Source organism: Ectobacillus funiculus, from assembly GCF_004138295.1.
Classification (GTDB): domain Bacteria; phylum Bacillota; class Bacilli; order Bacillales; family Bacillaceae_G; genus Ectobacillus; species Ectobacillus funiculus.
This window is the reverse complement of the sequence record NZ_SCFM01000012.1, coordinates 255351-269179: the sequence shown is the minus strand read 5'-3', so window position 1 is coordinate 269179 and position 13829 is coordinate 255351. Positions and strand designations below refer to the sequence as shown.

Annotated in this window: 12 protein-coding genes, 1 pseudogene and 1 other annotated feature; of the genes and pseudogenes, 10 read left to right on the top strand and 3 right to left on the bottom strand. The window is 42.5% G+C overall.

Annotated elements, in window-relative coordinates; translation table 11 throughout:
• The 8 genes and pseudogenes from EP737_RS10280 to EP737_RS10245 form a co-directional block, all read left to right on the top strand.
• Positions 1 to 216 (top strand): annotated as a pseudogene (locus tag EP737_RS10280) (type I glyceraldehyde-3-phosphate dehydrogenase); the annotation flags it as partial.
• Between the two features lie 61 nt (positions 217 to 277).
• Positions 278 to 1864, top strand: a complete 1587-nt coding sequence (gene pckA / locus EP737_RS10275) for a phosphoenolpyruvate carboxykinase (ATP) (protein ID WP_129727877.1) — start codon at positions 278 to 280, stop codon at positions 1862 to 1864.
• Positions 1865 to 2046: 182 nt separating this feature from the next.
• Entirely contained in the window at positions 2047 to 3549 is a 1503-nt protein-coding gene (locus EP737_RS10270; protein ID WP_129727876.1) for a malate:quinone oxidoreductase, read from the top strand.
• 197 nt (positions 3550 to 3746) lie between these two features.
• Positions 3747 to 3957, top strand: a binding site (T-box leader).
• 62 nt (positions 3958 to 4019) lie between these two features.
• A complete protein-coding gene (gene leuS / locus EP737_RS10265; RefSeq protein ID WP_129727875.1) occupies positions 4020 to 6428 on the top strand; it encodes a leucine--tRNA ligase in 2409 nt (802 codons plus the stop codon).
• Between the two features lie 549 nt (positions 6429 to 6977).
• A complete protein-coding gene (locus EP737_RS10260) occupies positions 6978 to 7283 on the top strand; it encodes a rhodanese-like domain-containing protein (RefSeq protein WP_129727874.1) in 306 nt (101 codons plus the stop codon).
• Between the two features lie 268 nt (positions 7284 to 7551).
• Positions 7552 to 7788 carry a spore germination protein gene (locus EP737_RS10255; protein WP_165350745.1) on the top strand — a complete coding sequence of 79 codons (237 nt, stop codon included), beginning with the start codon at positions 7552 to 7554 and terminating at the stop codon, positions 7786 to 7788.
• Positions 7789 to 7803: 15 nt separating this feature from the next.
• A complete protein-coding gene (locus tag EP737_RS10250) occupies positions 7804 to 8058 on the top strand; it encodes a hypothetical protein (protein ID WP_129727872.1) in 255 nt (84 codons plus the stop codon).
• Between the two features lie 326 nt (positions 8059 to 8384).
• Positions 8385 to 9647, top strand: a complete 1263-nt coding sequence (locus EP737_RS10245) for a BaiN/RdsA family NAD(P)/FAD-dependent oxidoreductase (RefSeq protein ID WP_129727871.1) — start codon at positions 8385 to 8387, stop codon at positions 9645 to 9647.
• Positions 9648 to 9861: 214 nt separating this feature from the next.
• Here the strand turns inward: EP737_RS10245 and EP737_RS10240 are convergent, their stop codons facing one another.
• Together EP737_RS10240 and EP737_RS10235 are read right to left on the bottom strand one after the other, a co-directional pair.
• On the bottom strand, positions 9862 to 10044 hold the full coding sequence (locus EP737_RS10240) for a sporulation protein Cse60 (RefSeq protein WP_129727870.1): 183 nt from the start codon (positions 10042 to 10044) through the stop codon (positions 9862 to 9864).
• A 1-nt stretch (position 10045) separates the two neighbouring features.
• Positions 10046 to 10276 carry a DUF2553 family protein gene (locus EP737_RS10235; RefSeq protein ID WP_129727869.1) on the bottom strand — a complete coding sequence of 77 codons (231 nt, stop codon included), beginning with the start codon at positions 10274 to 10276 and terminating at the stop codon, positions 10046 to 10048.
• Between the two features lie 258 nt (positions 10277 to 10534).
• On the opposite strand from EP737_RS10235, the gene EP737_RS10230 reads away from it, so the two are divergent.
• Positions 10535 to 12184 carry a putative polysaccharide biosynthesis protein gene (locus EP737_RS10230; RefSeq protein ID WP_129727868.1) on the top strand — a complete coding sequence of 550 codons (1650 nt, stop codon included), beginning with the start codon at positions 10535 to 10537 and terminating at the stop codon, positions 12182 to 12184.
• A 378-nt stretch (positions 12185 to 12562) separates the two neighbouring features.
• Positions 12563 to 13282, top strand: coding sequence for a pseudouridine synthase (locus EP737_RS10225; RefSeq protein WP_129727867.1), 720 nt, complete (start codon positions 12563 to 12565; stop codon positions 13280 to 13282).
• A gap of 129 nt (positions 13283 to 13411) precedes the next feature.
• Here the strand turns inward: EP737_RS10225 and EP737_RS10220 are convergent, their stop codons facing one another.
• Positions 13412 to 13633, bottom strand: coding sequence for a DeoR family transcriptional regulator (locus EP737_RS10220; protein ID WP_129727866.1), 222 nt, complete (start codon positions 13631 to 13633; stop codon positions 13412 to 13414).
• Between the last annotated feature and the right edge of the window lie 196 nt (positions 13634 to 13829).

Genomic DNA, 13829 nt, shown 5'->3' with positions numbered 1-13829 from the left:
ATAGAATTCTGCGATGCACCGCTTGTGTCTGTAGATTTTAATACAAATCCAAGTTCGGCCATTATTGATGGTTTATCGACAATCGTGATGGGAACCCGTAAGATCAAGGTTCTTGCCTGGTACGATAACGAGTGGGGCTACTCTTGCCGCGTAGTTGATCTCGTAAAGCTAGTGGCAGATCGTTTGACTAGCCAGAAACATATGCAACTTATTTAAAGGGATAACCTGATAACTATTTATAGGAGTTTTTATAAAAAAGACAAAGGATGGTATAGATATGAGTACGATGACTGCCCAAATTGGATTACATGAGTTATTACATGGAAGCAATGTACAGGTTCAATTAAGTGTTCCGCAGCTAGTGGAAAAAGTATTGATGAGAGAAGAAGGAATATTAACTTCTACTGGTGCTGTCTCTGTTTCAACCGGTAAATACACAGGTCGTTCTCCTAAAGATAAATTTATTGTAAAAGAAGCATCCACTGCAGACAAAATGGATTGGGGCACCGTAAACCAACCGATTTCCCAACAACACTTTGATCATCTCTACACAAAGGTATTAGAGCACTTACAAGAAAAAGAAGAACTCTTCGTATTTAAAGGTTTTGCCGGAGCGGATCACAGCTGCCGTCTTCCCATTCAAGTGATCAATGAATATGCTTGGCATAACTTATTTGCCCATCAATTGTTTATTCGTCCGACAGAGGCGGAGCTCTCTAAACACGATGCACAATTTACAATCGTATCTGCTCCGACATTTAAAGCAGATCCAATTCTTGACGGCACAAATTCTGAAACGTTTATCATCGTTTCGTTTGAAAAGCGCATTGTACTGATCGGTGGTACTGAGTATGCAGGTGAAATGAAGAAATCCATTTTCTCTGTGATGAACTACTTGTTGCCAGAACAAGATATTTTATCCATGCACTGTTCTGCAAATGTAGGTGAAGAGGGCGATGTGGCACTATTTTTCGGCTTATCCGGTACAGGAAAGACAACGCTATCTGCAGATCCAGACCGCAAGTTAATCGGTGATGACGAGCATGGCTGGTCTGATGACGGTGTGTTTAATATTGAAGGCGGCTGCTATGCAAAATGCGTGAATCTATCTCGCGAGAAGGAGCCGCAAATCTTTGATGCGATTACATTCGGTTCTGTATTAGAAAATGTTACGATTGACGAGAATACTAGACTTGCCAATTACAACGATGTATCGCTAACTGAAAATACACGTGCCGCGTATCCCATTGACGCAATCGATAATATTATGCTTCCAAGCGTTGCCGGACACCCAAATACCATTGTGTTCTTAACAGCTGATGCATTCGGCGTATTGCCTCCAATCAGCAAGTTATCCAAAGAGCAAGCCATGTACCACTTCTTAAGCGGTTACACGAGTAAGCTAGCCGGAACAGAGCGGGGGATTACCTCTCCGCAAGTAACATTTTCGACATGCTTCGGTTCGCCATTCTTACCGCTTAACGCATCTCGTTATGCAGAAATGCTCGGAGAAAAAATTGAAAAGCACAATGCAAACGTATTCTTAGTGAACACAGGCTGGACCGGCGGCGAATACGGCGTAGGTCAGCGTATGAATCTTTCCTACACACGTGCAATGGTGAAAGCAGCACTTAACGGCGAATTAGATAATGTGGAAACCGGAAAGGATGACATCTTCGGTCTGGAAATTCCGCTCCATGTTCCAGGTGTTCCTGATGGCGTATTAATGCCAGAACAAACCTGGACTGACAAAGAAGCTTATCGAGCAAAAGCATTCGATCTTGCCAGCAAGTTCAAAGAAAACTTCAAAAAGTTCACAAGCGTATCTGAAGAGATTGTTGAGCTGGGCGGACCTTTGGTATAAAGAAAACTCGCCGATTGGCAAGCCCTACTTATACTATATTCCTGAAATTTCCGGCTACGTAGAATCTTCTTCTAGCTGGAAATTTATATTTTCTGACAGTGTAACGAAAAGCGGAGCCAACTGTTCAGCTTTCAAGGAGATTACACCCTTTCTGCAAATCTTAGGGTATAAGGACGATAAAAATGAGCGATAGACATACTAGAACAGACGTTATCTTAATTGGTGCCGGAATCATGAGTGCGACTTTGGGGATAATTCTGAAAGAATTAGTACCAGACTGGAAAATTACGGTGTTTGAGAAACTCTCAAACGCAGGAGAGGAAAGCTCTAACGAATGGAATAATGCGGGAACGGGGCATGCGGCACTGTGCGAGCTTAACTACACGGTTGAAAAACCGGATGGGTCTGTAGATATTAGCAAAGCTATAAAAATTAATGAACAGTTTCAGGTTTCAATGCAGTTTTGGTCTTATCTTGTAAACAACAAGATGATACGTAATCCACAGGACTTTATCATACCATTGCCTCATATAAGTCTAGTACAAGGAGAACAAAATGTAACGTTTTTAAAGAAACGTTTTGAAGCGCTGTCCAATACCCCCCTATTCCAAGGGATGGAATTTTCCGATGACCCGGAAAAACTGATGGAATGGGTTCCGCTTATTATGCAAGACCGCGTATCGAACGAATCTATAGCGGCAACAAAAATCGACTCTGGAACGGATGTCAACTTTGGCGCTTTAACGCGTATGTTGTTTGACCACTTAGAGAGTAAAAATGTTGATATAAATTACAAACATAGTGTTAATGATGTGAAACGTACTAGCGACGGTTTATGGGAATTGAAAGTGCGGAATCTCGATAGCGGTACTGTCGAACGCCATACTGCAAAATTCGTCTTTATCGGAGGCGGGGGAGGAAGCCTGCATTTGCTGCAAAAATCCGGTATTCCTGAAGGAAAACATATTGGAGGATTCCCGATAAGCGGAATATTTATGGTGTGTAATAATTCGGATATTGTAGCGCAGCATCACGCAAAAGTATACGGCAAAGCTAAGGTTGGTGCTCCTCCAATGTCTGTTCCGCATCTTGACACACGATTTATCAACAATAAAAAGTCATTGCTATTTGGACCGTTTGCCGGCTTCTCACCAAAGTTTTTAAAAACAGGTTCAATGTTTGATTTGGTAACTTCCGTAAAAGCGGATAATCTCTTGACTATGTTGTCGGCAGGTGCAAAAAACATGTCATTGACAAAATACCTGATCCAGCAAGTTATGTTATCAAAAGAAAAGCGCATGGAAGAGTTACGTGAGTTTATCCCGAACGCCAAAAGCGAGGATTGGGATGTAGTAGTAGCGGGCCAACGTGTGCAAGTGATCAAAGATACTGAAGCTGACGGCAAAGGAACGCTTCAATTTGGGACGGAAGTTGTTAGTGCCGCTAATGGTTCGATAGCAGCATTGCTCGGAGCTTCTCCGGGTGCTTCTACCGCCGTTTCCGTCATGCTTGAACTCATAACAAAATGCTTCCCTGAACATATGAAAGAGTGGGAACCGAAAATTAAAGAAATGATTCCTTCTTATGGTGCGTCACTAATAGAAAATCCAGAGCTTCGGGACGAAATTCATACTTTAACAGCGCAGACGCTTTGTCTAAGCGAAAAAAAACCGATCTTTAGTTAAGTGGAACTGTCCTCGAACTGTTTAGAATACAGGTATTATTCCTATGCTTGTTGGCTATGCTGTTTATATCGATAATGATAGCTGCTATACACAATGCTTAGTTAAGAAAAGTGAGCAGAAGCGATTTCCATGTAACATTATGAGAACTGTTTGACGGAACAACATAGATGTTTTAGAATAGGATGTATGTAAAATACCCAACAACATTGACAAGGAGCAGTAGTAATGCATACAGGTACAGAGAGTTGACGGTTGGTGCAAGTCAATCCTATGTGGTATTATGAACTCGCCTTTGAGTTGCAGCTGTGAAGAAAGTAGCGGCTGTCGTTCCTCCGCGTTAAGGAGCTAAGTGAATGTTTTTACATTAATTAGGGTGGTACCGCGGGAATACAACCTCTCGTCCCTTTGGGGATGAGGGGTTTTTTGCATTTTTTTTGTTATAATGGAATAAACGATTGGAGGATGTATTTGTGAGCTTTAACCATAAAGAAATAGAACAGAAGTGGCAGGCGTATTGGGAGGAACAAAAAACATTCCGTACGCCGGATGAGACAGACAAACCAAAATTTTACGCACTTGATATGTTTCCGTATCCGTCTGGAGCTGGCCTGCATGTCGGTCACCCTGAAGGATATACGGCAACGGATATTTTATCCCGTATGAAGCGTATGCAGGGCTATAATGTACTGCATCCGATGGGATGGGATGCATTTGGTCTTCCTGCTGAGCAATACGCGCTTGATACAGGAAATAGCCCAGCGGAATTTACAGAGAAAAATATCAACACGTTTCGCCGCCAAATTAAGTCTCTTGGCTTTTCTTATGACTGGGATCGTGAAGTAAATACGACGGATCCTGAGTATTATAAATGGACACAATGGATTTTCCTGAAGATGTTTGAAAAGGGATTGGCTTATGTGGATGAGGTTGCTGTAAACTGGTGTCCGGCACTTGGAACTGTTTTAGCCAATGAAGAGGTTATTGATGGAAAAAGTGAACGTGGCGGTCATCCGGTCGAGCGTCGTCCGATGAAACAGTGGATCCTGAAAATTACAGCTTATGCGGACCGGTTGCTTGAGGATTTAGAGGAATTGGATTGGCCAGAAAGCTTAAAAGATATGCAGCGTAACTGGATCGGACGTTCTGAAGGGGCTGAGGTGAACTTCGGAGTAGATGGAGCTGAGGAACAATTTACGGTATTTACTACTCGCCCTGATACATTGTTTGGTGCAACCTATGCGGTATTGGCACCAGAGCACGTACTAGTGGAGAAGATTACAACAGCTGAACAAAAAGAAGCGGTTGCAGCGTACTTAGATGCAGTGAAGGCGAAGAGTGATTTAGAACGTACTGATCTTGCAAAGGATAAAACGGGTGTATTTACAGGTGCTTATGCGGTAAATCCGGTAAATGGCGAAAAGATGCCGATTTGGATTGCTGACTACGTGCTTGTGAGCTACGGAACAGGCGCTATTATGGCAGTGCCGGCGCATGACGAACGTGACTACGAATTTGCGAAGAAGTTCAATCTGCCAATCCGAGCAGTTGTGGAAGGCGGAGATGTATCACAAGAAGCATATACAGGAGACGGCAAGCATATTAATTCCGATTTCTTAGATGGTCTGAATAAGGAAGAAGCGATTACAGCGATGATCGCATGGCTTGAGGAAAAAGGCATTGGTACGAAGAAGGTAACGTATCGTCTACGCGATTGGTTATTTAGCCGCCAACGTTATTGGGGTGAGCCGATTCCAGTGATTCATTGGGAGGACGGGACAATGACAGCAGTACCAGAGGAAGAGCTGCCGCTTGTACTGCCAAAAACAGAAAATATCCGTCCGTCTGGAACAGGCGAATCACCGCTTGCGAATATTGAAGAGTGGATGAACGTTGTAGATCCGGTGACAGGCAAGAAAGGCCGCCGTGAAACAAACACGATGCCGCAATGGGGCGGAAGCTGTTGGTACTACTTACGTTATATCGATCCGCATAATAGTGAGCAATTGGCTGATCCAGAAAAGTTGAAGCAGTGGCTGCCTGTTGATATTTATATCGGTGGGGCGGAGCATGCGGTTCTTCATTTATTGTATGCTCGTTTCTGGCATAAATTTTTGTATGATCTTGGCGTTGTACCAACGAAGGAGCCGTTCCAAAAGTTATTCAACCAAGGTATGATTCTTGGTTCAAACAATGAAAAAATGAGTAAATCGAAGGGCAACGTTGTAAACCCGGATGATATCGTAACAAGTCATGGAGCTGATACGCTTCGTTTGTATGAAATGTTCATGGGACCTTTGGAAGCGTCCATTGCTTGGTCAGAAACAGGTCTTGACGGCGCACGCCGCTTTTTGGATCGCGTATGGCGTTTATTCGTTCAAGAGGATGGGGCACTAAGCGAGAAGGTTACAACAGAACAAAATAAAGCGATGGATCGTATATATCACCAAACAGTGAAAAAGGTTACAGAGGATTACGAAGGCATTCGCTTTAACACGGCGATTTCACAAATGATGGTGTTTATTAATGAAGCTTACAAAGCAGAAACACTGCCAAAGGCGTATGCTGAGGGCTTTGCGAAGCTATTATCTCCAGTTGCACCGCATTTGGCTGAGGAGCTGTGGGAGAAGCTTGGACATGGGGAATCCATTACGTACGCAACATGGCCGGCCTATGATGAAGGTAAGCTTGTTGATGATGAAATTGAAGTCATCGTCCAAGTGAATGGTAAGCTGCGTGGCAAGGTAACGCTCGCAAAGGATGCAACAAAGCAGCAAATGGAAGAGGCTGCACTTGGCGAAGTCCAAACACAAATCGAGGGCAAAACAATCCGCAAAATTATTGCGGTTCCGGGCAAGCTAGTTAATATTGTTGCAAACTAAGAAAAATGGAAATTAATTCGTTTATGTCTGTAACAAGTATGCATAATTTTTTATAAAAGCAAATAAGTGCTTTCATAACTATGCTTAGTGGATGAAGCGGTTCTCTATAACAGGGAACCGCTTTTTACATTTGAAGAACTTATCTTGCTTATCTACATATAAGAGGCCTTGTCTGCAAATCATACATATGAACCTACAAGAAGGAGGGATTCGCATGAGCAAGAAAAACAACAGTGGTCAAAAGCAACCAAACTTTGATGATTCTTCAAATTTTTCAAGCAACAAACAAACACAAATTAAAAAGCAGGCTAAAAACAAATAATTGGTGAGAAGGGCCCATCACGCTGCGGTGATGGGTTATTTTGTGCTTTAAGTAATCAGTTTCTAGCTGGGAGACCATTCGGTGAGTTTTCTTGGTGTTTTACAGCTAAAGGATATGTTATATAGGGACAAGTATATGCCAGAGCATATTTATATGGTGCTGTACTTTGCCAATAGTGCTTTAGCTTGCTAGAATGGGATGGTAGGATGCAAAAGGAGGCAAAATAGATGGAGAATGTTAAAACAATCACACCGGCAGAAGTGGAACAACGGCTAAAGAAGGGAGAAACCTTGTTTCTTGTAGACGTTCGCGAACATGAAGAGGTTGCGTACGGGAAGATTCCAGAAGCTGTCCATATTCCGATGGGAGAGATTCCGAATAAGCTTGATTCTTTTGATAAGGATCATGAATATATTTTCATTTGCAGGTCAGGTGTTCGAAGCGAGAACGTTTGCCGTTATTTAGATCATCTTGGCTATAAAACGGTAAACATGATTGGCGGCATGCTGTCATATGAGGGAGAAACAGAGTAAGCGGAACGAGCAGGTTCCGTTTTTCTTTTTTTAGACTTTAAGAGGGCTGATAAGTTTCCAGCTAGAAGCGAGTTCGACGTGGTGGGAAATTTTAGGAATAAAGTATAAGTGCAACTACGCCTCTGTCTTCGCCTAACGGCTTGCCAGTCGACGAGTTTTCTTTAGATAAAATTGCTTTTCTGTCTGTGGTCCATCCTTAGGTAAGAAGGATGGACCATGTTTGTTTTGTTGACATACAATATGATAGATCAAAGAAAGGGCGATGAGAATGGCACCGCGAATCCGTAAGGTAAAGGTTGTTAATAACAATGGCTCAATTAATTTTGGAAACCAGGGCTATTTTGCACCTTTTTCTGTTTCGAAGGAGTATAACGGCTCGGGAGGTGATAGTACAGGCGTTATTGTCAATGGCCGGCGTACAGAGAACCCAGCTGTTGGAACATCGCAGAACGAGATGGAAGATATAGATCTTCAGCAGGAGCAGGAGAATCTTCCCGAGTTTTGAGTACTAGGAGGAAGTATGGGAGTATATATTGAAAAGTTTATTGTTGTAAACAATTACGGAACAATTGAATTTAGAGATGGCCAAAGAGATGTGTCTTTTTCAGCTTCAAAAGCCAATAATGGAGCATTAGGTCCGACTGTCGCTGATTTTGTGAACGGAAGACGTGTACGTAATTTAGAAAGGGAAAGGTTGAACGAAGCCCCTCAGGTTGAGGCGGAATCAAGTGAGGAAGGGGAAATGTCTGATCTGTCCAGCGGGCTGAGTTTTTAGTAGAAAACGGGTATCGCTGACGCGTGCTCGTTTCTTTTTGTACTTGAAGTAGGTGTGAATTTTAGGAATTAAGTGTAAGTGCAACTACGCCTCTGTCTTCGCCTAAGAGCAGGGCTCGCCAATCGGCGAGTTTTCTTTACACTGTAGGAAAGCATAAATTTCCAGCTAGAAGTCATTCGACGTAGTCGGAAATTTTAGGAATACAGTATAAGTGCAACTACGCCTCTGTCTTCGTCCAAGAGCGGGGCTCGCCAATCGGCGAGTTTTCTTTATTCCTTCCTTTCTGCTATGCTTAGTTTACAGTAATTCTTATGAAGGGTGATCGTATGAACTATGATGTAATTGTAATCGGCGGCGGACCGTCTGGCTTAATGGCAGCAATTGGCGCGGCTGAGGAAGGGGGGAAGGTGCTCCTTCTTGATAAGGGGGACAAGCTCGGACGAAAGCTCGCCATTTCCGGCGGTGGTCGCTGCAATGTCACAAATCGTCTTCCTGTCGATGAAATTGTTAAGCATATTCCCGGCAATGGCCGGTTTTTGTATAGCGCATTTTCTATTTTTAATAATGAAGATATCATCTCATTTTTTGAAAAGCTTGGTGTGCATCTAAAGGAAGAGGATCACGGGCGGATGTTTCCTGTTTCCGATAAAGCGCAGTCTGTTGTAGATGCACTGCTGCGCAGGTTAAAGGAACTGCAGGTTGAGATTCGTATAAATACGCCTGTCCAAACTGTACAGTATGAAAATGGACAAACAGCAGCAGTTATACTGCAAACAGGCGAAGTAATCCCTGTGAAGCACGTTGTCATTGCCGTCGGCGGTAAATCAGTGCCTCATACAGGCTCTACTGGAGACGGCTATGCTTGGGCGGAAGCAGCGGGACACACGATTACGGAGCTGTTTCCGACAGAAGTGCCGATTACGTCCAGCGAACCGTTTATTCAAGATCGCAGTCTGCAAGGACTTTCCCTCCGAAATGTTGCTCTAAGCGTAGTAGATCCGAAAGGCAAACTTGTCAAAACACATGTGATGGATATGATTTTCACACATTTCGGTATTTCTGGTCCAGCGGCTCTCCGCTGCAGCCAATATGTAGTAAAAACCATGAAAAAATTTCAAACAAAGACAGTAATGATGCGGATTGATGCACTGCCGGAGGAAAAAGAAGAACCGTTATTCCAGCGCATTATCCAGCAAATTAAGAACGAACCGAAAAAGGGAATCAAAAATGTGTTAAAGGGCCACGTGCCTGAAAGATATCTTCTCTTTTTGCTTGAGAAAAACAATATTGATCCAGCACATGCTGCCGGACAGCTGTCAACTGAAAGTATTCGCAGCATTATAAAGGACTTGAAAGGTTTTTCGTTCACTGTAAATGGTACACAGTCCTTAGAAAAAGCATTTGTTACAGGAGGAGGCGTGTCAGTCAAAGAAATTTCTCCAAAAGAAATGGCCTCTAAGCTGATGAATGGCTTATATTTTTGCGGGGAAATTCTTGATATTCACGGCTACACAGGAGGCTACAACATTACCGCAGCACTCGTAACAGGACGAATTGCAGGTACATCTGCAGCGCGGTATGCCAAATAAGAAAGGCGGGTCTTGGGGGCTAGACATCCCCCCGAAAAGTTATACTTTCTTATCTTGTAAAGAAAACTCGTCGATTGGCGAGCCCTGCCCTTGGGCGAAGACAGAGGCGTAGTTGCTCTTATACTTTGTTCCTAAAATTTCTCGCTACGTCGAATTTGCTTTGATCTGGAATTTTATATTTTCTTAAAATATGAAAAGAGAGCCTAACGGATTGTTAGGCTCTGTATACAATCATAGCAGAAAAACAGTAGATTTGATTCTCCTCATCATTATTGCAAACTGCAACCTGATATTTAATATCTACTACATTCTCCTCATCTATTTTCTTTAAAAATACATTCACTGATTCTTCTAAATCTTTTTCATGACCTTCGTCAAATATCTTCACCCGAATCATCTCAGCACCATCCTACACTGCTTTCTTCTGAATGATTTCTATCACGACGCGTCTGAATCAATCGATAAAATCTTCCGTTTTCGTATATATATCCTTCTTCTAAATCATATTTCTTGTCTGCATGTATATAAAACTTGCCAATTCTAAATTTATGAGAATATAACTCCAAATATTCTCCTTTAAATTTCGCTGTTACTTTTTCAGTAATATCAATCTTCAGTGTTTTCTCCACACCTTCCCCCTCCCTTCAAAAGAGAGTGATTTGCTTTATTTTATTATGCAACAAAAAAATTATGATACGGGACATGTAAATTTCTTAAAGAAAACTCGCCGCCTGACGCCCTGCTCTTGGACGAAGCCAGAGGCGTAGTTGCCCTTATACTGTATTTCGAAAATTTCCTACAATGAAAGAAAAACGAGGCCTGTCTTTAGAAACTAACAGCAATTGTGATACAATACTAGGGTTAGAATGCATGAGGGGGCTTTTTTGATGTCCGATTCGAAGTTTTTGCGCGGCACGCTTATTGTGACGCTTGGAACGTTTTTAGTAAAGTTTTTAGGTATGATTTATGTATTTCCGTTTCACGCTTTAGTACACACAAATGGCGGCGCCCTATATAATTATGGGTATGTCCCGTATACTATTTTTTTAAGCGTTGCAACGGCGGGTGTACCGCTTGCGGTTGCCAAATTCATCTCGAAATATAATGCACTTGGCGACTACGCAACAAGCAGGAGAATGTTTCGTTCTGGTATGAAGCTGATGATCGTGATGGGAATTCTTTCATTTGCTGTTCTCTACATAACGGCTCCGCTGTTTGCTAAGGCGTTTCTTGGCAATGGGAACCTGGAGAATACAGTGGAGGAAGTAACGCTAATTATTCGTCTTGTCAGCTTTGCACTTCTTGTTGTTCCTGCGGCCAGCTTGATTCGCGGATTTTTTCAAGGTCATCAGTCTATGGGACCGACGACTGTGTCGCAAATTATTGAACAAATTATCCGTATCGTAATCCTTCTTGGCGGCAGCTTTGTTGTAATTAAAATTTTGCACGGTACTGTCGCTACTGCCATTGGTGTGTCGACGTTCGCTGCCTTTATTTCAGCGCTTGGGGCACTTGGCGTATTGCTAGTGTATTGGAAGAAGCGAAAGCCGCACTTAGACCGATTGCTGGAATCTCAGACAGTGCAGCCGTCTAGCGTGAGCACAGGCCAGCTTTTTAAGGAATTGTTTGCCTATGCACTTCCATATGTGGTGGTTGGTTTGACGATTCCATTATATCAGGCTGTGGATACTGTAACCTTTAACCGCATGATGCTGGCAATTGGTGAAGGGAAAATTGCTGAAGCGGCCTACAGTATTTTCACGATGTGGACGCACAAGCTCATTATGATTCCTGTTTCACTCGCAACTGCTTTTAGCTTAACGCTTGTCCCAACGATTACCAAATCGTTTACAGAGCGCAATGCTGCCTTGCTGCAAAAACAAATTTCGCAAACTTTTCAAATCAATGCGTTTGTCACGTTTCCTGCCGTGGTTGGTATCTCAGCGCTAGCGTATCCTATTTATAGTGCGTTTTATGGTGCGAGTGAGCTTGGCGGTCAGATTTTGATGTGGTATGCACCAGTGGCGATGCTGTTTGCTTTATTTTCTGTAACAGCTGCTATTTTGCAAGGAATCAATCAGCAGAGGCATGCTATTATCGCACTTGCGATTGGTATCTCGTTAAAGCTGATTGGGAATCTTGTATTGATTCGATATTTCGAAACTGTTGGTGCTGTTCTCAGTACGGGCATCGGCTTTTTGGTCTCCATTTTGTATACAAATGTACAGATTCGTAAGTATGCAAACTTTGATTTTACGCTCGTGTATAAACGGATATTCCAGATAGCTATTCTAAGTGGCGTAATGACAATTGTTGTAAAGCTTGTGCAATGGGGATTGTCACCGCTGTTTGGAAATTCCAAAAGTCAGCTTGCAGCTGCTGTTGTTGTTGCAGCGGGGGCAATCATTGGTGTAGCTGTCTATGGTTTCCTGGCGATTCGGACGGGCATGCTGCAGCGGATATTTGGGGACGAGCTTTTGGATAGACTAAAACAGAGATTTGGAAGAAGATTTAAGATAAAGGCAAAAGGGGCATAAGCTTTCTTTTTGCACTGTAAGAGTATAAACTTTCAGTTAGAAGTGAATCCGACATAGTCGGAAATGTTAAGAATACAGTATAAGGGCAACTACGCCTCTGTTTTCTTTAAACCAGCCTCTTTCTGTAAGATATTCCTCAACATAAAAAGGCAAAAATGCTTTTGATGCTGGGGAATATTTTACACTGTAGGAAAGTATAAATTTCCAACTAGAAGTGAATTCGACGTAGTCGGAAATTTTAGGAATACAGTATAAGGGCAACTACGCCTCTGGCTTCGCTCAAGAGCAGGGCTCGCCAATCGGCGAGTTTTCTTTATTATAGGAGCAAAGCAGGCTAGATCCGTTTTTCATATTGATAAGCATAAAGAAGGTGACAGAATGAGAATTGATAAAATTTTATCTAATATGGGCTATGGCAGCCGTAAAGAAGTAAAAAAGCTGTTAAAGGATGGGGCGGTACAGGTAGACGGTGTACCGGTAAAGGATGCGAAGCAGCATGTTGATGTAAATGAGCAAGAGGTTACGGTACACGGTGAAGTTGTCGAATATAAAGAATTTGTTTACTTGCTGATGCATAAGCCGCCAGGTGTGATTTCAGCAACAGAGGATGATGTTCATGAGACCGTGATTGATTTGCTTGAGCACGGGGATTTGATTTTTGAACCATTTCCTGTTGGACGTTTGGATATTGATACGGAAGGCTTGTTGCTGCTCACAAATGATGGGCATTTATCGCACCAGCTCCTTTCTCCCAAAAAACATGTTCCGAAAAAGTATTATGCGCACGTGCACGGTCGGGTAACAGAGGAGGATATCGAGGCGTTTCGAAAAGGAGTTGTGCTTGATGATGGTTACGAAACAAAGCCAGCAGAACTCACGATTTTGCGGCGTGGGGAAACGTCGGAAATTGAACTTATCCTCACAGAAGGGAAGTTTCATCAAGTAAAGCGTATGTTTGAAGCAGTCGGAAAAAAGGTAACATATTTGAAGCGTACTGAGATGGGCCCGCTTACGCTTGGCGATTTAGAGCTTGGAGAATATCGTGAGCTGACGGATGAGGAAGTGCAGCAGCTAAAGGAATACCGCGTAGAGGTATAGCTTGTTCTGAAGACAGGAGTAGTCGAGGGCTAGGCAATGGTTGTCAAAAGATATATGTTCCTATCCTCACAAAGAAGGCCCCTTTCTATTTATTTTATAGAAAGGGGTATGTATATACCGCGTTATTTGCTAAGATGTTAATTTGACTCTCTTTCCTGTTGTTGTCCATTTCCCCCGAGTCGGGCTGTATACGAGCTCGTTGAACTCCAGCACGTTTAAGTCGCGCTGTACCGTTCTAGGGGTAATACCGAATTCATCCACAAGGTCTTGTGTGGTAACAGTACCTTTTTCATTAATGTACATGTAAATTGACTTAATCCTTGTTAGCATACGAGAAGTTGTGAGTTTCAAAAAACCACTCCTCTACGAATTTTTTATTGACCAACAGAGAAAGAGAACTATTTATTTCCATTGTACTCTATTTACTAAAATTCATGCTCTTACTAATGTAATTTTAACATGATTTTAACATGTCTATCGAAAATGGAAAAGGTATGTTGTGTAATGCTCACAGAATATTTTTTATGATTTTCCATACATATAAGCA

Excerpts from the sequence above, each read along its gene's own strand:
- EP737_RS10225 (WP_129727867.1), top strand. The coding sequence starts at position 12,563 with ATGAGAATTGATAAAATTTTATCTAATATGGGCTATGGCAGCCGTAAA.
- EP737_RS10230 (WP_129727868.1), top strand. The coding sequence starts at position 10,535 with ATGTCCGATTCGAAGTTTTTGCGCGGCACGCTTATTGTGACGCTTGGA.
- EP737_RS10255 (WP_165350745.1), top strand. The coding sequence starts at position 7,552 with ATGGCACCGCGAATCCGTAAGGTAAAGGTTGTTAATAACAATGGCTCA.
- EP737_RS10250 (WP_129727872.1), top strand. The coding sequence starts at position 7,804 with ATGGGAGTATATATTGAAAAGTTTATTGTTGTAAACAATTACGGAACA.
- EP737_RS10270 (WP_129727876.1), top strand. The coding sequence starts at position 2,047 with ATGAGCGATAGACATACTAGAACAGACGTTATCTTAATTGGTGCCGGA.
- EP737_RS10240 (WP_129727870.1), bottom strand. The coding sequence starts at position 10,044 with ATGATTCGGGTGAAGATATTTGACGAAGGTCATGAAAAAGATTTAGAA.
- EP737_RS10260 (WP_129727874.1), top strand. The coding sequence starts at position 6,978 with ATGGAGAATGTTAAAACAATCACACCGGCAGAAGTGGAACAACGGCTA.
- EP737_RS10245 (WP_129727871.1), top strand. The coding sequence starts at position 8,385 with ATGAACTATGATGTAATTGTAATCGGCGGCGGACCGTCTGGCTTAATG.
- pckA (WP_129727877.1), top strand. The coding sequence starts at position 278 with ATGAGTACGATGACTGCCCAAATTGGATTACATGAGTTATTACATGGA.